General features: G+C 72.2%; 18 protein-coding genes. 11 read left to right on the plus strand and 7 right to left on the minus strand.

Features of this window, described 5'->3' with window-relative positions:
• Window positions 1-37: 37 nt before the first annotated feature.
• The 4 genes from ACFW9Z_RS10440 (at window position 38) to ACFW9Z_RS10455 (ending at window position 3,174) form a co-directional block, all read left to right on the plus strand.
• Complete coding sequence (locus ACFW9Z_RS10440) at window positions 38-184, plus strand: hypothetical protein (protein WP_384637393.1); 147 nt, start codon at window positions 38-40, stop codon at window positions 182-184.
• A gap of 106 nt (window positions 185-290) precedes the next feature.
• A complete protein-coding gene (locus ACFW9Z_RS10445) occupies window positions 291-953 on the plus strand; it encodes a tellurium resistance protein (protein WP_384637552.1) in 663 nt (220 codons plus the stop codon).
• Window positions 950-1,846, plus strand: a complete 897-nt coding sequence (locus ACFW9Z_RS10450; RefSeq protein ID WP_384637396.1) for a protein phosphatase 2C domain-containing protein — start codon at window positions 950-952, stop codon at window positions 1,844-1,846. Before ACFW9Z_RS10445 ends, ACFW9Z_RS10450 begins: the two co-directional genes overlap by 4 nt.
• Window positions 1,843-3,174, plus strand: coding sequence for a protein kinase (locus ACFW9Z_RS10455; RefSeq protein WP_384637399.1), 1,332 nt, complete (start codon window positions 1,843-1,845; stop codon window positions 3,172-3,174). Before ACFW9Z_RS10450 ends, ACFW9Z_RS10455 begins: the two co-directional genes overlap by 4 nt.
• A gap of 132 nt (window positions 3,175-3,306) precedes the next feature.
• Here ACFW9Z_RS10455 and ACFW9Z_RS10460 read toward each other — a convergent pair whose 3' ends face one another.
• From ACFW9Z_RS10460 to ACFW9Z_RS10470, 3 genes are all read right to left on the minus strand, one after another.
• Complete coding sequence (locus ACFW9Z_RS10460; RefSeq protein ID WP_384637402.1) at window positions 3,307-4,119, minus strand: inositol monophosphatase family protein; 813 nt, start codon at window positions 4,117-4,119, stop codon at window positions 3,307-3,309.
• A 145-nt stretch (window positions 4,120-4,264) separates the two neighbouring features.
• Complete coding sequence (locus tag ACFW9Z_RS10465) at window positions 4,265-4,594, minus strand: hypothetical protein (protein WP_384637404.1); 330 nt, start codon at window positions 4,592-4,594, stop codon at window positions 4,265-4,267.
• A 32-nt stretch (window positions 4,595-4,626) separates the two neighbouring features.
• On the minus strand, window positions 4,627-6,117 hold the full coding sequence (locus ACFW9Z_RS10470) for a hypothetical protein (RefSeq protein WP_384637407.1): 1,491 nt from the start codon (window positions 6,115-6,117) through the stop codon (window positions 4,627-4,629).
• Between the two features lie 228 nt (window positions 6,118-6,345).
• On the opposite strand from ACFW9Z_RS10470, the gene ACFW9Z_RS10475 reads away from it, so the two are divergent.
• The 4 genes from ACFW9Z_RS10475 to ACFW9Z_RS10490 all read left to right on the plus strand — a co-directional run bounded on the left by ACFW9Z_RS10475 (window position 6,346) and on the right by ACFW9Z_RS10490 (window position 13,578).
• On the plus strand, window positions 6,346-8,856 hold the full coding sequence (locus ACFW9Z_RS10475; protein ID WP_384637410.1) for a GTPase-associated protein 1-related protein: 2,511 nt from the start codon (window positions 6,346-6,348) through the stop codon (window positions 8,854-8,856).
• Window positions 8,857-8,975: 119 nt separating this feature from the next.
• Window positions 8,976-10,865, plus strand: coding sequence for a WD40 repeat domain-containing serine/threonine protein kinase (locus ACFW9Z_RS10480; protein WP_384637413.1), 1,890 nt, complete (start codon window positions 8,976-8,978; stop codon window positions 10,863-10,865).
• A gap of 154 nt (window positions 10,866-11,019) precedes the next feature.
• Entirely contained in the window at window positions 11,020-13,074 is a 2,055-nt protein-coding gene (locus ACFW9Z_RS10485; RefSeq protein ID WP_384637416.1) for a WD40 repeat domain-containing serine/threonine protein kinase, read from the plus strand.
• Between the two features lie 144 nt (window positions 13,075-13,218).
• The gene (locus tag ACFW9Z_RS10490; protein WP_384637417.1) at window positions 13,219-13,578 is read left to right on the plus strand and encodes a hypothetical protein; all 360 of its coding nucleotides are present in this window, start codon (window positions 13,219-13,221) and stop codon (window positions 13,576-13,578) included.
• On the opposite strand, the gene ACFW9Z_RS10495 is transcribed toward ACFW9Z_RS10490, so the two are convergent.
• The gene (locus tag ACFW9Z_RS10495) at window positions 13,559-14,143 is read right to left on the minus strand and encodes a hypothetical protein (RefSeq protein WP_384637420.1); all 585 of its coding nucleotides are present in this window, start codon (window positions 14,141-14,143) and stop codon (window positions 13,559-13,561) included. The genes ACFW9Z_RS10490 and ACFW9Z_RS10495 overlap by 20 nt on opposite strands.
• 59 nt (window positions 14,144-14,202) lie before the next feature.
• Between ACFW9Z_RS10495 and ACFW9Z_RS10500 the strand changes: the two genes are divergently transcribed.
• The 3 genes from ACFW9Z_RS10500 to ACFW9Z_RS10510 all read left to right on the plus strand — a co-directional run bounded on the left by ACFW9Z_RS10500 (window position 14,203) and on the right by ACFW9Z_RS10510 (window position 16,786).
• The gene (locus ACFW9Z_RS10500) at window positions 14,203-14,682 is read left to right on the plus strand and encodes a MarR family winged helix-turn-helix transcriptional regulator (RefSeq protein ID WP_384637423.1); all 480 of its coding nucleotides are present in this window, start codon (window positions 14,203-14,205) and stop codon (window positions 14,680-14,682) included.
• Window positions 14,683-14,881: 199 nt separating this feature from the next.
• The gene (locus tag ACFW9Z_RS10505; RefSeq protein ID WP_384637425.1) at window positions 14,882-16,156 is read left to right on the plus strand and encodes an SGNH/GDSL hydrolase family protein; all 1,275 of its coding nucleotides are present in this window, start codon (window positions 14,882-14,884) and stop codon (window positions 16,154-16,156) included.
• 144 nt (window positions 16,157-16,300) lie between these two features.
• Window positions 16,301-16,786 carry a hypothetical protein gene (locus tag ACFW9Z_RS10510; RefSeq protein WP_384637428.1) on the plus strand — a complete coding sequence of 162 codons (486 nt, stop codon included), beginning with the start codon at window positions 16,301-16,303 and terminating at the stop codon, window positions 16,784-16,786.
• Window positions 16,787-16,950: 164 nt separating this feature from the next.
• Here the strand turns inward: ACFW9Z_RS10510 and msrB are convergent, their stop codons facing one another.
• The 3 genes from msrB to ACFW9Z_RS10525 form a co-directional block, all read right to left on the minus strand.
• On the minus strand, window positions 16,951-17,358 hold the full coding sequence (msrB, locus tag ACFW9Z_RS10515) for a peptide-methionine (R)-S-oxide reductase MsrB (RefSeq protein WP_384637430.1): 408 nt from the start codon (window positions 17,356-17,358) through the stop codon (window positions 16,951-16,953).
• 35 nt (window positions 17,359-17,393) lie between these two features.
• Window positions 17,394-18,794 (minus strand): UDP-N-acetylmuramate--L-alanine ligase, encoded by a 1,401-nt coding sequence (gene murC / locus ACFW9Z_RS10520; protein ID WP_384637433.1) that lies wholly within the window; start codon window positions 18,792-18,794, stop codon window positions 17,394-17,396.
• A gap of 66 nt (window positions 18,795-18,860) precedes the next feature.
• Window positions 18,861-19,313 carry an indole-3-glycerol phosphate synthase gene (locus ACFW9Z_RS10525; RefSeq protein ID WP_384637556.1) on the minus strand — a complete coding sequence of 151 codons (453 nt, stop codon included), beginning with the start codon at window positions 19,311-19,313 and terminating at the stop codon, window positions 18,861-18,863.
• Between the last annotated feature and the right edge of the window lie 55 nt (window positions 19,314-19,368).

Below are 19,368 nucleotides of genomic sequence, written 5' to 3' on the forward strand. Positions count from 1 at the left end.
CGGTCACGTCCCACAGGAGAGAGACGGTCACACGGCAATGCCGGTCGTCACACCGAACATCGCGCGGGGGCGTCGGCTGCTCCTCACCCTTTTCGTGGTCGCCGCCACCCTCACCCTTCTCGGGCTCCTGGCCTGGGGGCTGGCGTTCATCGGCGATCAACTGCCGGAGGAGATGGGCGGATGACGGCATCACGCCCACGCACACCCCGGCGACACACAGCACACACACCACAACGTTCCCCACGACATGACAAGGAGGGCCTTGAGTGAGTGACATCCCCGGCGGTCCCATGGCGAACCGGCCGGTCCACTTCATCTGGCTGCTGGACTGCTCCTACTCCATGCAGGGCGAGAAGATCGGACAGCTCAACTACGCGATCCGGGAGGCGGTTCCGGAGATGCGGTCGGTCGCCCACGACAACCCGGCGGCACAACTCCTGCTGCGTACGCTGACGTTCTCCACCGAAGCGCGGTGGCACCACAAGGACCCGGTGCCGGTCGACGACTTCACCTGGCAGGACGTCCAGGTCGACGGGATGACCAACCTGGGTGAGGCGCTGGAGGTCGTCTCCCGGGAGTTCCAGACCCCGCCGATGCCGCAGCGGGCCCTGAAGCCGGTGCTGGCCCTGGTCTCCGACGGGGTGCCGACGGACGACTGGAAGACCGGTCTGCGGGCGCTGGACGCCACCCCCTGGGGCAAGAAGGCCGTCCGGGTGGCCATCGCGATCGGGGCGGACGCCGACCGAAGCGTCCTCCAGGAGTTCCTGGGCAACCCCGAGCTCCAGCCGCTGGATGCCAACAGCCCCAAGCAGTTGGCGGCGGCGATCCGCTGGGCCTCGACGGCCGCGGTCAAGGCCGCGTCGCAGCCGGTGGTGGGCGCCAACGACACCACCATCAAGCAACCACCTTACGCACCGCCCCAGTTGAACAACGACGATGACGACGTCTGGTGAGCGCTCCTGAACAGCCGCTGTGGGAGACGCTCGACCACAGCGTGCGGGGAGTCAACAAGCAGCTGAACCAGGACTGGTACGTGACCGAGGGGTCCGGGTCGCACCACGATCCGCTGATCCTCGCGGTGGCGGACGGCCACGGCTCGGCGGCGCACGCCCGCAGCCATATCGGCGCGCGCCGCGCGGTCGACCTGTTCGCCGCGCAGGCCCGGAAGTTCGCCGAACTGGCGCGCGCCGAGGGCCCCGACGGGACGCACAGTCTGAGCTGGCTCATGAACTACGCGCGCAACCAGCTGCCCCGGCACTTCGTGGCCGCGTGGCAGGAGAGCGTCCTCGGCCACTGGGAGCGCCACCCGGACACGGTGAACGCGGCGGCCGAGCCGCCGCACAAGGGCCAGAAGCTGCTGCTGTACGGGGCCACGCTGGTGGGTGCGGTGATCACCCCGCAGATGTTCGCGGCCTGGCAGCTCGGCGACGGCGAGCTGACGGTGATCGACGCCGACGGGGTGATCGCGCTGCCGCTGGCCCCGGTGGAGGCGGATCTGGGCGACGAGACGGAGTCCCTGTGCAGCCGCCAGGCGTGGGAGCTGGTGCGGGTGCACTGGGCGCCGGTCGTCGCGCGGGAACGCACCCCCCGGATGATCGCCCTGTCTACCGACGGCCTGTCCAAGAGCTTCGCCTCGGACGAGGGCTTCTCCCAGTTCATGACCGGGCTGGACCAGCGGCTCTCGAAGGGCGGCGGCCCCGACGACGTACGCAACGCCCTGCCCGGGTGGCTGGCCGAGGCGGCCCGCTACTCCGGTGACGACACGACCCTGGTCGCCGCCCGGCGGCCCGACCCCCCGACGGCGGACCACAGCGCCGCGGCAGACGAACCACGGAGTGACGCATGACCGGCATGCTCGACGGAGGAACGCTCCTCACCGCTGACGACGGGGAGTCCCTCCGCGTCGTCGACATGCTCGGCGCCGGTGGCCAGGGGGAGGTGTACCGGGTGGAGACCGCCTCCGGCGAGCGCGCCCTGAAGTGGTACTACCCGTCCTGTGCGACGCCCGAGCAGGACGACATCGTACGGGAGCTGGTGAACCGGGACTTCGCCGACGACCGCTTCCTGTGGCCCACGGCGTACGTGCCGTCCGGTGCGGGGGCCTTCGGCTATCTGATGGACCTGCGGCCGGACCGGTTCAAGGGGCTGCCGGACCTCTTCCGCCGCAGGCTGCGGACCACCCCGCGCGCCCTGCTGACCGCCGCCCTGTACACGGTGGAGGCGTACCAGGCCCTCCACTCGCGGGGGATCGCCTACCGGGACATCTCCTGGGGCAACATCTTCTTCGACCCGGACAGCGGTGACGTCCTCGTCTGCGACAACGACAACGCCGTGGTCGAGGGGGACAGCACCGGCATCTCGGGGACCATGGAGTTCATGGCGCCGGAGCTGGTGCGCGGCGAGGCGGGGGCCAGGCCCGGCACCCAGTCCGACCTGCACTCCCTCTCCGTACTGCTGTTCATGCTGCTGATGAACCATCACCCGCTGAAGGGCAGGCGGGAGTTGGAGATCCACTGTCTCGACGAGGCGGCGGAGAAGCGGCTGTACGGGAAGCAGCCGCTGTTCGTCTTCGATCCCGCCGATCCGGCGAACGCCCCGGACCCCGTCGAGCAGTCCACCGTCCTGCACACCTGGGCGGCGGCTCCCCCGGCCCTCCAGGACCTGTTCACCCACAACTTCACCGTGGGCCTGCACCAGCCCACGGCCCGGGTGCGCGAGTCGCAGTGGCGCGACGCGCTGCGGTCCGTCCTGGACGCCCTCGTGGACTGCGCCGACTGCGGCCGGCAGAACATGACGCAGCCGGGCGCGACCAGCGCGGGAACGTGCTGGTCCTGCACCAGTTCGCTGGTCCTGCCGCCCCGGCTGAGCATCATCACGCCGCTGCCCCGCTCCGAACGCCATGTCCGGCTCCGCCGGAACGCCCGGGTGCACGAGCACCACCTGGCACCGGAGCCCTCACGCCACGACTACAGCGATGCGACACTGGTGGCCGAACTGACCGAACACCCCAGCAAGCCGGGGAAGTTCGGCCTGGCCAACCGCTCGTCGGCCCCCTGGACGGGCACCCGTTCCGACGGCACCGCCCAGCAGATCGCCCCGGGCCAGACGGTCCCGCTCCGGGCGGGCCTGCGGCTCGACCTCGGCGGGGCACAGGCGGCGGTCCACGCGAAGTAGCTGCCGGGGACGCGCCGCGGCGGCCCTCCCGGGGGCGCGATCCGCGGCTCCGGGGACGGCGCGCCCCGGTGGCCCTCCCGGGGCGTGCCAGGCGGTCGCGGCCCCGGCCATGTCACGGCCCGGGCCCCGGCTTCAGCCGCCGTGGATCATCGACATCAGCAGCCCGTGGGTCTCCTCGTCGGCGGCGGCCACCAGCCCGTGGCCCCGCCCCCGGCCCTCACCGACCGGGGCACCGTCGATCCCGGTGACGACGCACCCCGCCGCCCGGCACAGGGCGATACCGGCGGCGAAGTGCACGCTCCCGGAGAGGTCGCCGCCGTCGGTGACGTACGCGGCGCGCTTCCCGGCCGCGACCCAGGCGAGCGCCAGGGTCGTGGAGCCGACGCGCGGCCGGAAGTGCCGGCCGAACTCCGGGTGGGCCAGCAGCTCCACGGCCCGGAAGTCCGGCGCGGCCGGGAACGGCGGGTCCAGGTTGACGTCCACCAGCCGGGAGGCGGCGGTGGGCGTCAGCAGGGTGTCCCCGGCCCCGGCACTCCGTACCCAGGCGCTCTCCCCGTCGGTACGGAAGACCTCGCCGCCGAACGGGTCGGCCACCGCCGCCGCCCCGCCGCGCAGCGCCACGTTGACGGCCACCAGCAGGGTGCCGACGGCGTAGTTCAACGTGCCGCAAAGGGGGTCGACCAGCCACTGCCGGACGCCGTCGACGACACCGGCGCCCTGCTGCCCGCCCTCCTCACCGAGCACCGCGTCATCGGGCCGTGCGGCACGGAGGACGTCAAGGATCGCCTTCTCCGCCGCCACGTCGGCGGCGGTGGCGAAGTCCCCGGCACCCTTGTCGATACGGGCGAGCTGTCGGCCGTACAGGGTGCGGACGACCTCCGCGCCGGCCTGCGCCCCGGTCGTCGCGACATCGGCATCACTGGACCGTACGGGTGAGTTGACCATGCCGGGCAGCCTACCGAGGAGGGCGAGGCCCCCGGCTCCGTACACCCGTACACCCGCACACCCGCACACCCGCACACCCGCACACCCGCACACCTGCACACCTGCACACCAAGACGCAAGCCCCGCCTGCCCCGCCCGGCCCCGGTCAGAGACCGATCAGCCGCCCGATCTCCTGCGCCAGGGCGATCCCGCCACTGCCCGCCGCGAGCCCCACCGTCAGCGTCTCCAGCGCCTGCCGGATGCGTCCCTGGTCGGCGGGGCGCCCCTCCTCCCCCGCCCGGACCAGCTCGCCGCGCACGATCTCCGCCTGTGCGGCGAGCTCCGGCCGTACCGCCTCGCGGCGGACGAGCTGGACGAGGTCGGCGGCCAGTTGGAGCGCCTCGGCCGGGGGCGTGCCGTAGGTGACCTCGATCTTTCCGTGGTCGCCGAAGATGCTGGGGCCGGAGATGTCGCCGTGGAAGTTGTACGTGCTCATGTCTCTCCCTGGTGGTGTGGGTGCGCGGGGGTTCAGGGGGCGGCGGGGCCTCCGGCGGCTCCCGCCGGGGTCTGGGCTCCCTGGTGGCCGTAGGCGGCGGAGATCTGTCCGTTGTTGCCGATGTTGGCGGGGCCGGTGATGTCGCCGGAGATGTTGTACGTCTGGGTGTTGATGACCTGCTGGGCCTGGTCGAAGGAGCTGGTGTCCACGTTGTGGTCCTTCAGGAACCGCTCGGTCGCGATGAGCACGCCCTGCTGGAGCCGGTGGAGGAAGTCCTGCGAGTCCGTGCGCTCCGAGTGGCCGAGCTGGTCCCAGGAGGCGACCCGTTCGCGCAGGCTGTCCGTGGCGCCGTAGTCGTACAGCGCGTGCCGCTTGGCGATCTCCTTGCGCCACTTCTCCAACTCACGGGCGCGCCCCTTGCGTTCTGCGATGCGGCGCCCGATCCGCCCCGGGGCGCGGGTCAGCGCGGACCAGGTGCGCGAGGTGGCGAACCGGACGAGGCTCCACCAGCGTTCGAACCCGTCGCGCGGGAGGTAGTCCGCGCCGTAGTAGCGGGCGTCCAGCGGGGGAATGCAGTAGGCCGCGACCTCCCAGGAGAGGCTGGGGTGCTGGAGCCTGGCCCGCAGGTGCATCGAGACGATGACCCGGCCGCCCTCGCCGACCCGTTCCAGGCTGAGGTACGTCCGCATGCCCGCGCCCGGCTTGAGCAGCCCCGCCTTGACCAGCGGCGGGGGGATCTCGCTGTGCGGCGGGCGCAGCCGGTCGGGCAGCACGTCGTCGCCGAGGTAGACGACCTGGGTGCCGAGGACGTACAGCCGGTTCTGTGCCCGCAGCCCTTCGAGTCCGGCGAGCTTTCCCAACTCCCTTGCCAGGTACGTGTGGAGGTCAACGGCGTCGAAGGGGACGAGGGTCTTCTTGCCGCCGCCGGGGGCGTCGGCGGGTCGGCTGATGTCGATCGGCTGCCACACCGTCTCCTTGATCTTGTCCCCGCTGCCGACGAAGGGGTTCTGCCGTTCCGCGCTCTGGGTGTACGGCATCATGTTCGGGCGCCGCAGCCCGCGCAACCGTCGCTCGACACCGTCCGCGACCTCGGGAGCGAGGTCCTGGGGGCGCGCGGCGGAGTGGAGCACGTCGAGGGCGTGCTCCCGCGCCTCGGCCTCGGCCCGGTGCACCAGCCACCAGGCACAGCCGAGCCCGAGCAGCAGCACGACAACTGCCGCTTCCGCCAAGGCGGGTGAGCCTCCGGCCAGGCCGACGATCACGGTGAGCACGGCGAACCACCAGCCCACGCAGAGCCAGGCCAGCCTGCGGTCGCGTAACTCCGTCCGCCGCACCGCGCGGCCCGCGTGGCGCGCCAGAGCCAGCAGGTTCACGCCCAGCGGCAGTCCGGTCGCGGCGAGGCGGTCCCCCGACAGTTCCTGGTCCGCGTACCGGGCGAACTCCTCGTCCAGGTGCACCGACGAGCAGAGCCTTCTGGTGGTCGTGTCCTTGTCGTACGTCGGCAGATCGGGCACCTGTCTCATCCGCTTCCCCCCTTCCGGTGCGCCCGGACCGGCGCACCCCGCACAGTCTTCTACAGAACGGCCGCCCGCACGTGGTGGAACGGCCGCGGGCCCGGCGCCTGACGCAGCGTAGGGATACCGCCCCCGTCCTTGATAACGTCGCCCCCGCGGCCGTGGACTTCTCCCCCGACCCGGTCGCGTGGTGGGTGGATCGGGGACCGGTCGCGGCAGGACGAAGAGGGCCGACAGATGAGCCTTGCACAGGTGCACTACACCTCCGCCGCGCCGGGGGACGCGGGGGCGGCGGGCCGGTTCACGGCCCTGGGGCCCGGGGTGTCCGGGGCCCTGTCGGCGGAGATCGAGCCCCTGGTCCGGTACGAGCTGCCCGAGGGTGCCCCCGACCGCCCGTCCGACGCCGAACTGCGGTCGCTGCCGCAGGCGTTCACGTACGCCGTGCTCTCCGACGGCAGTCGGCTGGTGGCGCGGACGGCCCCGGTGCGGGACGCGGGCGGGGCGCGGGTCCGGTTCCATGCGCACGCCGTACACCTACCCCCCGGGGTCCCCCTGCCGGACGACCGGCTGCCGGTCGAGGCGTGGCGGTCGCCGCACTGGGTGTCCGTGACGCCCGGCGGGTTGATACCCGACCCGCTCGCGCTGCCGCCGGGACCGGCCCCGGTCTCCGAGGGCCTCGACGACTTCGCCGTCTCGCGCGGCCCCTGGCTGGCGGCCGTCCTGTCCGGCCTGCGCCGGGCGAGCGAGCCGGAGGCGCCCGGCGGCAGGCTGCCGGTGGTACTGGTGGAGAAGCGGAGCGCGGATGTGGCCCGCTGGCTGGGGCTGGCGGCCGTGACCCTGCCGAGGGAGAACGCGGAGCGGCTGACGTTCACCACGTACACCCGGCGGCCGGGGAGTTCGGCGCTGCGGGTGGTGGGGGTGCCGCCGGAGGACGCGTCGGCGGCGCGGGAGGCGGGGCTGACGGTCCACGAGTGCGCGGGGCAGGCCCCGGCGGCCGGTACGGGCGGTACGGGCGGTACGGGCAGTACGGGTGATGTGTGGGCGACGACGGCGGCCCGGGTCTGGCGCAGCCGGTCGCCGGAGCTGTTCCGGCAGGCGCGCGAACTGCCCGGGGAGCCCTTCGCCGCCGGTCCGTTGGCGGTGACGGCCCTGTGCGCGGGGATCACTCTCGGCCCGGACGAGCGTGCCGCGGGCGCGAGTTGGGCCGCCGACCGCCCCTACACCCTGGACGCGAAGCGGACCGGACAGCTGGTGGAGGCGCTGACCTCGCCGGGCATCGACGACCGTACGGGCTCCGAATTCGACGCGGTGGGTCGGCTGTTCGGCGCCCTGGAGGGGCGGTGCCCGGCGTCGGTCACCGCACCGCTCGCCGCGATGCTGGTCACGGAGGCGGTACGGGGCGGCAACGGCTCGCTGGAGCTGCCGCGCCGGGACGCGTTCGCGGGCCCGGAGGGCGAGGTGATCGCCGGGCTGCTCGGACCGGAGATCCTGGCCGAGCTGGGCGACACCGCCGGGGCGCGGTCGGTGGCACGAACGGTTCAACTACTGCGCGTGGCAAGGCTGCTGGGTGTGGACAGTACGGAGTCGCTGCCGGGGGTCGTGGAGCGGCTGGCCCCGGCCCTGCTGGCGGAGGCAGCGGCGACACCGGACGGGCCGGAGGGGGCGGGCCGGCCGGAAGGTGCGGCGGGGCCGGAGGGCGGGGCCGCCTTCGCCCCCGCCCTCCTGGAGCTGCTGGACGAGCAGTTCGACGTACGTACGGCGCTGCTCGGCGCACTGGACCGGATCGCGCCCGACGACCCGGGGGCGGTGGCCCGGTTCCTGGAGCGGGTCGCGCTGCCGTTCACCGGGACGCAGTCCCTGCCGCACCTGCGGATGTGTGCCGAAGTGCCGGGGGCGATGGCCACCTTGGGCGGCGACCGGGCGGCGGTGTGGCACCGGGTGTTGCGCGCGGCCGGACTCTCCCCCTTCGCCGAACCCCTCGTCCTGCGCACGGCGGTGGGCCTGGTCTGGGAGGACCGGGCCCCGACGGTCGAGGAGGCCCGGCTGCTGCTGGAGGCGGCGACCTCGGACGCACACCGGACGGCAGGCACCTGGGCGCGCCTGGTCGACGCGGCGCTCGGCGCACCGGCCGCCGGTACGGACGGGGCCGCCGCGCTCGCCCACGACCTGCTGCGCGGCTTCCCGCAGGAGATCGGCGGCCGGGAACGGGCCGCGCTCCAGCTCCTGGACCTCTGCCGCGACCTGCGCACGGGCGCACCGGAGCCCGGCTGGGCGGCCCGGGTCCGTACGCTCCGCACCCAGGCCGAACCGGTCGAACCGGCCCTGCGGGAGCGGGTGTTCACCGCCCTGGCCGAACGCCTGCTGGCCCCGGACCGCCCGGGCGCGGAGCTGTACGACTTCGTCCGGGCCGACGACGCCGAACTGATCGCCGCCTACGACCGCGCGGCCCGCACGGACCCGGTCGCCGCCCGCCTGCGTACCCGGCCCGCCTACGCGGCGGACTGCTTCACCGTCTGGACCGCCCACCCCCACGCGGGCACCGCCTGGACGACCACGGCCGCCGCCCTCCTGGACGAGGTGCTGCGCCCGGCGGTGCGGAGCATGTCCGCCGAGTCCGTCGCGGAGGTCGAGGAGACGGTGGGCCGGACCGGCAGCAGCGGCCGGGCGAACGCCTTCCGCGACTGGAACAGATCGAGTCCGCTGGGCCGCCTGGGCCGCCGCATCGCGGGGCGGGTACGGCGAGGCTGACCGGACGGGCTGCCCGCACCGAGGGGAGGGCAGTCCCTCGGCGTCCCACTCCCCCGTACATCCGGCCATGGTTGAATTCCCCGCATGATCACACGCATATCCGGAAGGTCCGCGTAGCCGTGGTGGAGCCTCTGGCCCCTTCGGATCCCCGGCGCATCGGCCCGTACCAGCTCGAAGGGCGGCTCGGCGCGGGCGGCATGGGGCAGGTCTTTCTCGGAACGTCGGCGGGCGGACGCGGGGTCGCGGTGAAGGTCATCCGGCCGGAGCTCGCGGCCACCGCTCAGTTCCGCGCCCGATTCGCCCGCGAGGTCGAGGCGGCACGGCGGGTGAGCGGATTCCACACCGCCCAGATCGTCGACGCCGATCCGGAGGCCGCATCGCCCTGGCTGGCCGCCGAGTACATCCCGGGCCCCACGCTCCAGCAGGTCGTCACCGCGCAGGGCCCGCTCCCTCCCGAGGCCGTGCTCCGCCTGGGCGCGGGAATCGCCGAGGGCTTGGCCGCGGTCCACAACTGCCATCTGGTGCACCGGGACTTGAAGCCCGGCAACGTCATACTCGCCGCCGACGGCCCCCGCATCATCGACTTCGGGATCGCGCACGCGGCCGACGCCGGACCGATGACGCACCCCGGCACCGTCATCGGCACCTACGCCTATATGTCGCCGGAGCAGATCCGCACCCCTGCCCAGGTGACCCCCGCGAGTGACGTCTTCTCCCTGGGCTCGGTGCTCGCCTTCGCCGCCACCGGCCGGGGCCCGTTCGACGCGTCGACGGTCCTGGCGATCATCCACCGGGTCACGAGCGAGGCACCCGTACTCACCGGCATCGCCGTGGGCAGCCCCCTGCACGTCCTGGTCGGCCACTGCCTCACCAAGGACCCCGCCGGGCGCCCGCCGACCTCCGAGATCCTGCGCAGGCTGGCTGTCACAGCCCCCGCCACGCCTCCCGCACCGGCCATGCCCCCGCTTCCGGCCGCAACTCCCGCCGTCGGCCGCCCGATCCGGCGCCGCGCCCTGCTGTTCGGCGGGGTCGCCGCCACGACCGCTGCGGTCGCCGTGCCCGCCGCCTTCGTACTGTGGCCGAAGGACGCACCCTCACCCGCCGAGCCGCAGAGCAAGCCGAGTGCGAGCAAGAGCCCCGACCGGGACATCACCAGGACCGTCGGCGAACTCACCGGCCACGAGGGGCGGATCGAGAGCCTGGCGATCAGCCGGGACGGAGAGTTCCTCGCCACGGGCAGCTATGACAAGACGCTGAGGCTGTGGGACCTCGCTGCGCGCCGCGAGAAGACAACGTTTGAGGGCCACACCAATGCCGTCTGGGCAACGGCCTTCAGCGCCGACGGCGCCACCCTGTACTCCGGTGCCCTCATGGAGTTGATGGCCTGGGACGCGAACAGCGGGGCCCCGAAGAAGAAACTGGCCGCGTACGGGAGTGAGAACGACTTCGTCACGTGCCTGGCCGTCAGCCCGGACGGCACGACCCTCGCCGGCGTCACCGGCGAACACGGCAGGAGCGGCATCCGGTTGTGGAACACCGCGAACGGCCGCTTGCTGAGGACCCTGGGCGACACCGGGTCCGCGAACTACTACGAGGTGGCGTTCAGCCCCGACGGCAGGACTCTCATCGTGAACGGCCCCGGCGTCCAGCTGTGGGACGTGGCCTCCGGAAGCCTCACCAGGAAACTCACCGACCGGCACAAGCACATCGACACCGCGGCATACCGGCCCGCCGACGCCGGGACTTCGGGCAAGGCGATCGTCGTGGGAGGCGGCCGCTTCGTGGAGGTCGAGAAGACGGACACCGTCGGCCGCACGGTCAGCGTCTGGGACGCGGACAGCGGGAAGCTCGCCACCACCCTGGTCGTCGGCGATCCGAAGACCCCGATGCGGGCCTACATCGGCCGCCTCGCCTTCACGCCGGACGGCAGGACTCTGGCAGGTGTGTGCACCCCGGCGGGAGGCGAGGACGGGGTCGAGCCGTCGGTCCAACTGTGGCAGCTGCCATGAGGGCATGGGGGGCGGCGCCGGAGCGACCGCTCAAGCCACCGCCTCATGCTGCCCCTCTTCACCCCTCCGTCTTCCCCTCCCCTTCCTTCTCTTCCTCCCCTCCTTGTCTTCCCCCTCCTTCTCTTCCCCCCTCCCCTCGCACCGGACGGACCCCATGGACGCACTCAGGCCCGACGATCCGCAATGGGTCGGCCCCTACCGTCTGGACGGACGGCTCGGGGAGGGAGGTATGGGATCGGTCTTTCTCGGTACGTCGCCGGGCGGCCGGAAAGTAGCGGTCAAGCTGATCAAGCGAGAGCTCTCGGCGGCCCCGCAGTTCCGGGAGCGGTTCGCGCGCGAGGTGGACGCGGCCCGGGTGGGCGGCTTCCACACCGCGCAGGTGGTCGACGCCGATCCCGAGGCCGCGTCCCCGTGGCTGGTCACGGCGTTCATCCCGGGCCCGACGCTGTACGAAGTCGTCGCCGGGAACGGACCGCTGGATGCCACTGCCGTGCTGCGGCTCGGTGCGGGGCTCGCGGAAGGGCTCGCCGCGATCCACAAGTGCGGCCTGGTGCACCGGGACTTGAAGCCCGGCAACGTGATCATCGCCGACGACGGGCCGCGCGTCATCGACTTCGGCATCGCCCGCCTCGTGGACGCCAGCTCGCTCACCGCGACGGGCACGGTCATGGGCACCTACTCGTACATGTCGCCGGAGCAGATCCGCGCCGACCGGGCGGGGGCGGCGAGCGATGTGTTCTCGCTCGGCTCGGTCCTGGCATTCGCCGCGACCGGGCACGGGCCGTTCGACGCGCCCACGCTGATCGAGATCGTCCAGCGCATCCTGGACGAGCCGCCCGCACTCGACGGCATCGACGACGGTGCGCTGCGGGAGGTGCTCGCCGCGTGCCTGGCCAAGGCCCCCGAGGCGCGGCCGGCCGTCGATGAGCTGCCCGGGTGGTTCGCGGCCCGGGCGGCCGCGGGCGGGAATCGACGTGCGGAGCCGCGGCCGGTAGGGGCCGGCCCGGTAGACCCTCGTATCCCCATGCCTCCCGCGAGTGCGCCCGCGGCTGCCGCGCCCTCGCAGGTGACCCGCCCGCTGACCGCCGCCACAGCCCCCGGGCCCCCGCCACCGGAGTTCGGGCCGGTGGTGAGCACCACCGACACCGCGGGCGACGGGCCGAGCCCGGGCGGGCTGTCGCGGCGCACGCTCCTGTTCGCCGGGCTCGGGACGGCGGCCGCCGCCACGGCGGTCGGGGTGCCGGTCCTTCTGCGTAACAAGGACAAGGCGGGCGGTTCCTCAGACGTCGGCGACAAGCCCGGCTCCCCGCAAGGCGCTTCGACGCCGGACGGAGCCGAGAAGGTCATCCACCTGGAGGGCCTCAAGAACGGGCGGACGCTCGCCTTCAGCGAGGATGGCCGACACCTGTACGGCGCCGACCAGGACACCATCCGGCGCTGGAATCCGAGCACCGGGGCAGGCGACCCGGTCCACATCGGCGCCCAGACGTTCCTGCAGCCCACGGTGTTCAGCCGGGATCTCCGCTTCCTGGTCAGGGCAGAGGAGGGCAGGGTCCGCGTCTGGGACACGGCCACCGGCAAGATCGCGCACACGTTCACGCTGTCGACCGAGAGCGGCACGGGCCAGAAGGGCTGGCCCATGGGACTGGCGATCAGCGCGGACAGTAAGAGGCTGGCCGTGAGCAGCGGGGAGGGCCTGCACCTCTGGGAGCTGCCGTCCGGCAAGCGCCGGAGCGTCTCGACGAGCAATTCCGGCGGCTCTGTGGCGTTCCGCGGCGACGGTGGGATGCTGGTCAGCGGCTGGCACTACCTGGAGACCCTGACCCCCGAGGGCAAGGCCACCGGCAGGATCAAGGGCAGCGTCTACGCCAAAGCCGTCGTGTTCAGCCCGGACGGGAGCCTCCTCGCCTACGCGCAGAGCGACACCGTCGCGTTGTGGAACGTCGAGTCCCGCTCGGAGGTCATCCGGTTCAAACACTCGCCCACGGCCCTCGCGTTCCATCCGGAGGGACGCCTCCTGGTCGGCGGCGCCGGCTCGACCGTCCACGTGTGGGACACGGTCGCGGGGAAGGAGGTCGGCAGCTACGAGTGTCCCCACCGGGTCGAGGCGGTGGCCGTCAGCCCGGACGGCAAGACCGTGGCGATCGGCCTCAGCATGGCGATCGACGAGGACGCCGAGGACTCGGTGCTGCTCTGGCAGATGCCCTGACAGAGGAGATCGACACCCTCCGTGTCCATGGACACGCCGTCACGGCGGCCGGTGAAGTGGATCGCGGCGCGCGACGCGGCAGATGTGCACACCGGGGCCCGCGAGCCCGGCATGATCCAAACGAGAGGCCCTAGAATCGTGTTCATGTCGAAGCCTGACGAGTTGCTCGTTGCTGTGGCCACCCTGGTGGAGTCCGGAAACAGCAACCAGATGTCCCTGACCGTCGTCGCCGGGGGTGCCGTCATCACCGGCCGGCTGGCTCCCGAGGCCGTCTGGAGGCAGCGGGTGTCGGAGGTTCTGGCGGACTCGGCCAGTCTGAGCGAGTTCTCCGCCGCCTTCACGGCCACCTCGCACAAGGAGGGGCCGCCCACGCATCTGCATTTCCATGTGGCGCGGATTCTGCAGGGTTCGGTGGGGATCCCGGAGACGGGCGGGATGTACCGCGTGGCGATCGAGGACGTCAGCGCCTGGACGATGGGTGACTTCAGCTACTCCGACCACTGACCTCGCCCCGGACCGACTCGGCGCGCAGCCGCGTCGCGTACCAGGCGAGGGCGAAGCAGACGCATACGTACATCACCCCTGCCTGGGCCGCGTAGTTCGGGTAGTCGATGATCCAGCGGCTCGCCGTGGGGTCGGTGGCGTGGGCCAGGTTGTCCGCGACGTGCGGCAGCAGCCACGCGACGAGGCCGCCGACCCCCTGCGCCGCGATGTACAGCGCCACGAACTCCCCGAGACGCCACAGGTAGGTACGGCGGCTCTCGCCGATCAGCGCACGGACCCGGGTGCGGGCGGCGCCCGGGCGCCAGTGGGCACCGGCCGGTGCCGCCTTCGCGCTCACCTCGGGCGCGAGCACCACCGCGCCGACGACCAGGGCGAGCAGCAGGAGCAGGCCCACCGTGAGGAGGGCCTCGGAGCCTGCGCGGCTGCGCATCAGCTGCGGGATCAGCAGCAGCGCCAGGAGGGGCGGATACGCCACGAGGCAGGCCGCGAAGGTGCGGGCCAGGGCGCGGGAGTCGAGGAGGGAGCCGTCCGGATGAGACGTACACGTCACAGAGGTGGCTGTCATGGGGCGAGCACAGCCAAGGTATTTCACCGAAGTGAAGTAGTTTTCCCGGGACGGTGGTCATGACGGCACAGGAGAGCGGCGGCCCCGACGGCCGGGCGATGGGGCAGGAGTTGAGCCTGCGCGTGATCCTCTTCCACGAGGCCGTCGCCGCTGACCTCGGGCTCAACGCCACCGAGCACAAGGTCCTCTCCCTGATCGCGGCGGAGCCGGGGGTCGGCCCCGGGCAGCTCGTGGACCGCACCGGGCTGTCCAACGCGGCCATCACCAAGATCGTCCACCGGCTGGCCGCGCTGGGGCACGTGGACCGGCGCAAGGACGCTTCGGACGGGCGCAGGTACGCGCTGAGCGTGACGGCAGGTCACCGGCGGGAGCTGGCACGGCTCTTCGCCCCGATGGCCGAGGCCATGAACGGCCTCGTGGACGGCATGGACGAGGTGGAGCGCGCCGCGGTCACCCGCTGGCTCACGGGCACGGTCGAGATCCTGCGCCGGTCGACGGCCGAACTGACCCGGGCACAGGAGTCCGCGGAGCAGGAGTGATCCCTTCTGTTCCTGGGGCTAACCCGAGGACCGATTCGGGGGCCAGCCCCGGTGTTCTCGGGCCCGAAACACGGTGAGATCTCCTTATCACTCTTTTTTGCCGAGGAGATCCCTGATGCATTCAGCAGAATCACGACTGCGGAAACCGTGGAAGCCGTGGAAGCCTTTGAAGCCGTTGAAGAAGACGGGACGGCGAGGCATGCTCGCCGCCACCGCGGCGGCGCTCGCCACGCTCGTCGTCGCGGCGGCGGCCGTGGCACAGCAGGACGCGGGGCAGAAGCCGCACGCCGCAGAAGGCCCGGTGTGGACCGGGGCATGGGGCGCGGCCGTGCAGCGGCCCGTCGAGGGCAGCGAGGACTGGGGGCCCAACTGGTCGCGACAGGGATTCGCCGACCAGTCCGTACGCCAAGTGGTCCGCGTCGCGACCGGCGGCTCCACGTTAAGGATCAGGCTGTCCAACGCGTACGGCACCAAGCCGCTGCGGATCACCGCGGCGACGGTCGGCCGGTCCGCCGGTGAGGCCCAGGTCTGGCCCGGCACGGCACGGAAGCTGACGTTCAACGGGGCCCAGGGCGCCACCATCGCTCCGGGAGGCGACATCGCGAGCGATGCCAGGGCCCTGAGCACCTCCCCCCTGGAGAAGCTGACCGTCACCCTGTACTTCGCCGACCGCACCGGCCCGGCCACCTTCCACCGGTTCACCACCGCCACCTCGTACCGTGCCTCCGGACGCCATCTGACCGACGCCGACGGTGGCGACGCCTTCACTGCGTCCACGGGCGCCTGGTACTTCCTGAGCGGTGTGGAAGTGTCCGGGAAGGCCTCCCCTCGGCGCGGCACCGTGGTCGCCTTCGGGGATTCGCTCATGGACGGGACGGGGGCGCCGCCCGGCACCGACACCCGCTTCACGGACAAGCTCGCCGAACGCATCGCTGCCGACCGCCGCCCGCTGGGCGTGGTCAACGCCGGCATCAGCGGAAACCGGATTCTCAACGACTCCCCCTGCTACGGGGACAAGGCCACCGACCGCTTCCGGCGCGACGTGCTCGACCGCGACGACGTGCGCTCGGTGATCATCCACCTGGGTGGCAACGACATCGGCGCCGCCAAGATGGGCGACCCCTGCATGGGCTCCGCACCCCAGGTGAGCGCGGACCAGATCATCAACGCTCACAAGGAGCTGATACGCGCCGCCCACGCCCGCGGCATCAAGGCCGTCGGCGCGACCATCCTGCCCATGAAGGGCGCACGCTTCCCCGTCTACAGCAGACAGGGCGAGAAGACCCGGGCCGCCGTCAACCACTGGATTCGCACCAGCGGTGCGTACGACTCCGTCCTCGACGTCGACCGAGCCCTCGCGAACCCCACCGCTCCCGCCCTGCCGCGCCCCGGCTACGTCCACCCGGACGGCCTGCACCCCAACGAGGCCGGGTCCCACGCCATCGCCTCCGCCGTGAACCTGGACGCCCTCTGACCACCACTACCGTGCGCGGAACGTAGCGGTCACCGCGGAAACCCGCCCGGTCCGGGCAGCGGTGCCGGGCGGGTAACGTAAAGAGGTACTGATCGACTCATGGGCCTCCTGGCGGGCTGCGTGAACCCCAGGCGGAGGAGCCGTATGACGACCAACCGTGGACGCAAGGACGTCATCCGTGACCGGATGGCCGCCACCGGCGAGTCGTACAACGTCGCCGCCCGCAACCTCAAGGCCATGAAGGACATGGGCGCCACCCGCGAGGCCGTCCTCGTACAGCGCTGGAAGCCCGCCGACTCCTTCGACGTGCCGTGTCCGTGCGGCGGGACCTGTGAGCCGGGTGAGACCTGCGACCGCTGTCACGCCCTCCACCGCCATGTGAAGCGCTACCCGGGCTCCACCACCGAGGTCGAGACCTGGGCCGACCGTTACGAGTGCACCGGCTGCTCCTCCTCGTACACCCTGACCGTCCACCTGGCCGGGCGGCCCTGGGGTGTCGCGGAGACGGTCGTGCAGGGCGGCTCCGCCGAGGAGGTCGTACGGGCCCGGGTCTTCCCCGGCGTCATCCACCCGCTGCTGCGCTACGAGGCTGCCGAGAACGGCCGCGACGGCGGCAACGGCGGCGAGTGATCGCAGGGAGTGATCGCCGGTAAGCGCCCCCTGCGGCGGTAAGCACTCCCTGCGGGACGGGCGGCCTCATGACAGTGCCCCGGCCACCGGAGAACCTGAGGGTTCCGGTGGCCGGGGCACTCGGCTGTCGGGGCTGTCCAGCGGCGTCGGCGTCAGCGTCGGCGTCAGCTCTCGTCCGGCGCGAGCGTCAGCGAGATCGAGTTGATGCAGTACCGCTGGTCCGTGGGGGTCGGGTAGCCCTCGCCCTCGAAGACATGGCCCAGGTGTGAGCCGCAGCGGGCGCAGCGGACCTCGGTGCGGACCATGCCGTGGGCGCGGTCCTCGACCAGCTCGACCGCGTCCGTGTCCTTCGGGTCGTAGAAGGACGGCCAGCCGCAGTGGGACTCGAACTTGGTGTCGGAGCGGAACAGCTCCGCTCCGCAGGCCCGGCAGGAGTAGACGCCCGCCGTCTTGGTGTCGGTGTACTCACCGCGGAAGGCGGGTTCGGTGCCGGCCTGGCGCAGGACCTGGTATTCGGCGGGGGTCAGCTCCGCCCGCCACTGCTCGTCCGGCTTCTCGACGTCGTACGGCACGGCTCGCTCCCTCGGTTCGGCAGTCGGTCGCTCGACTACCGGTCGCTCGACAGGTGGTCCAGGATGCGCGGGCCGAGGTCGGTGACATCGCCCGCTCCCATGGTGAGAACGAGATCACCGGGCTTCGCCATTCCCGCGACGGCGGCCGGGACCGCGTCCTGGTCGTGGACGGCGGTGACCTCGGCGCCCGCCGCCTTCGCCGCGTCGATGATCAGGGCGCTGGTGATGCCCGGGATCGGGTCCTCGCGGGCCGGGTAGATGTCCAGGACCACGGAGGCGTCGGCCAGGGCGAGGGCCTGGCCCATCTCCGTACCCAGCTCCTGCGTACGGGAGAACAGGTGCGGCTGGAACACGACCAGGATGCGGGCGTCGGCGGCCGCGCCGCGCATGGCCTCCAGGTCGGCGGTCATCTCGGTGGGGTGGTGCGCGTACGAGTCGATGACCTGCACGCCCGCCGCCTCGCCCTTGAGCTGGAGGCGGCGCTTGACCCCGGTGTACGAACCGAGGGCCGAGGCCAGGTTGTGCGCGGGGATGCCGAGGGCGACCCCGGCGGCGAGGGCGGCGACCGCGTTGTGGGCGTAGTGGCTGCCGGGGACCGACACGGTGAACGTGAGGAACTTGCCGTTGAGCAGGACCGTGACCTCGCTGGTCAGGCCGCGCGGGGTGACCTTGTGGACGCGGACGTCGGCGTTCTCGGCGGAGCCGTACGTGACGACCTTGAGGTCCGAGAGGTCGCGGACCCGGCGGGTCAGCTCGACCGCGCCGGGCTGGTCGGCGGAGATGACCAGGGTGCCGCCGGGGACGACCTTGCCGACGAACGTCTCGAAGGAGTCGTAGATCTCGTCCATCGAGGCGTAGTTCGCGTGGTGGTCCAGCTCGACGTTGAGGACGATCGCGACCTCGGGGTCGTACTTCTGGAAGCTGCGGTCGCTCTCGTCCGCCTCCGCGACGAAGATGTCCCCCTCGCCGTGCGTGGCGTTGGTGCCGGGGCCCTCCAGATCGCCGCCGATGGCGTACGAGGGGGCCAGGCTCAGCGAGGAGAGGGCGACGGCCAGCATGGAGGTGGTGGTGGTCTTGCCATGGGTGCCCGCCACCGCGATGGCGCGCAGGCCGTTCATCAGGGAGGCCAGCGCGTCGGAGCGGTGTACCACCGGGATGGACAGTTCGGCGGCGCGCAGCAGCTCCGGGTTGTCGGCGCGGATGGCGCTGGAGACGACCACGCAGGACGCGTCGTCGGCCAGGTGCCGGGCCTCGTGCCCGATGTGCACGGTCGCCCCCAGCGCCCGCAGCGACTCGGCGGTGGCGGACTCCTTGGCGTCGCTGCCCGCCACCTTCGCTCCGCGCTGGGCGAGGATCTTCGCGATGCCCGACATTCCGGCGCCGCCGATGCCGATGAAGTGCGGTCGTTCCATGGCGGCGGGGATGCCGGGTGCCATCTGTGCTCCTCTGGGGTGTGCGCTTGAGTCTGCGGGACCGGTGCCACTCCGGACCGCGAGACCAGCCTATTCGCTGTGCGCGAAGAGCTTGAGCACCGGGACGCCGACCTTGTGCCGGGCCCGGGAGGCCCAGTCCCGGTGGAAGAACTCCTCCACGTAGTGCGGGGCGGTCAGGACGATGACCTCGTCGGCGCCCGCCTCCTCGACGACGGTCGTCAGTTTGTCCAGGGGGTGGTCCTCGATCACCTGCCCGACCGCTTCGGCGCCCGCCTCGCGCAGGGCTCGTAGGGAGTACTCCAGGCCGATCTCGGCCGGTTCGCGGGCCTCCTTGCCCTCCGGCTTCTCCGCCTCGCGGATGGCCTCCTTGAGGTCCCCCATCGCCACGTCGTCGATCGCGCGCAGCAGGACATCGGCCTGGTCGCCGCGCGGCTGCAACAGAACGACGAACGAGATCCGCTCCTCGCCGTGGAGGGTGGTGACGAAATCCACGTCCTCGGGAGTGAGCGGCTTCTCGATCATCAAAACGCTTGTGAACACGACAGGCGCCCTTCCGCTTCTGCGTCTCGCCGACAGC

This window comes from Streptomyces sp. NPDC059452, assembly GCF_042750035.1.
GTDB lineage: Bacteria > Actinomycetota > Actinomycetes > Streptomycetales > Streptomycetaceae > Streptomyces.

Bases quoted from the DNA above. Each gene is read 5' to 3' on its own strand.
- ACFW9Z_RS10440 (WP_384637393.1), top strand. From the start codon at position 38: ATGCCGGTCGTCACACCGAACATCGCGCGGGGGCGTCGGCTGCTCCTC.
- ACFW9Z_RS10445 (WP_384637552.1), top strand. From the start codon at position 291: ATGGCGAACCGGCCGGTCCACTTCATCTGGCTGCTGGACTGCTCCTAC.
- ACFW9Z_RS10455 (WP_384637399.1), top strand. From the start codon at position 1,843: ATGACCGGCATGCTCGACGGAGGAACGCTCCTCACCGCTGACGACGGG.
- ACFW9Z_RS10460 (WP_384637402.1), bottom strand. From the start codon at position 4,119: ATGGTCAACTCACCCGTACGGTCCAGTGATGCCGATGTCGCGACGACC.
- ACFW9Z_RS10465 (WP_384637404.1), bottom strand. From the start codon at position 4,594: ATGAGCACGTACAACTTCCACGGCGACATCTCCGGCCCCAGCATCTTC.
- ACFW9Z_RS10470 (WP_384637407.1), bottom strand. From the start codon at position 6,117: ATGAGACAGGTGCCCGATCTGCCGACGTACGACAAGGACACGACCACC.
- ACFW9Z_RS10475 (WP_384637410.1), top strand. From the start codon at position 6,346: ATGAGCCTTGCACAGGTGCACTACACCTCCGCCGCGCCGGGGGACGCG.
- ACFW9Z_RS10485 (WP_384637416.1), top strand. From the start codon at position 11,020: ATGGACGCACTCAGGCCCGACGATCCGCAATGGGTCGGCCCCTACCGT.
- ACFW9Z_RS10490 (WP_384637417.1), top strand. From the start codon at position 13,219: ATGTCGAAGCCTGACGAGTTGCTCGTTGCTGTGGCCACCCTGGTGGAG.
- ACFW9Z_RS10495 (WP_384637420.1), bottom strand. From the start codon at position 14,143: ATGACAGCCACCTCTGTGACGTGTACGTCTCATCCGGACGGCTCCCTC.
- ACFW9Z_RS10500 (WP_384637423.1), top strand. From the start codon at position 14,203: ATGACGGCACAGGAGAGCGGCGGCCCCGACGGCCGGGCGATGGGGCAG.
- ACFW9Z_RS10505 (WP_384637425.1), top strand. From the start codon at position 14,882: ATGCTCGCCGCCACCGCGGCGGCGCTCGCCACGCTCGTCGTCGCGGCG.
- ACFW9Z_RS10510 (WP_384637428.1), top strand. From the start codon at position 16,301: ATGACGACCAACCGTGGACGCAAGGACGTCATCCGTGACCGGATGGCC.
- murC (WP_384637433.1), bottom strand. From the start codon at position 18,794: ATGGCACCCGGCATCCCCGCCGCCATGGAACGACCGCACTTCATCGGC.
- ACFW9Z_RS10525 (WP_384637556.1), bottom strand. From the start codon at position 19,313: ATGATCGAGAAGCCGCTCACTCCCGAGGACGTGGATTTCGTCACCACC.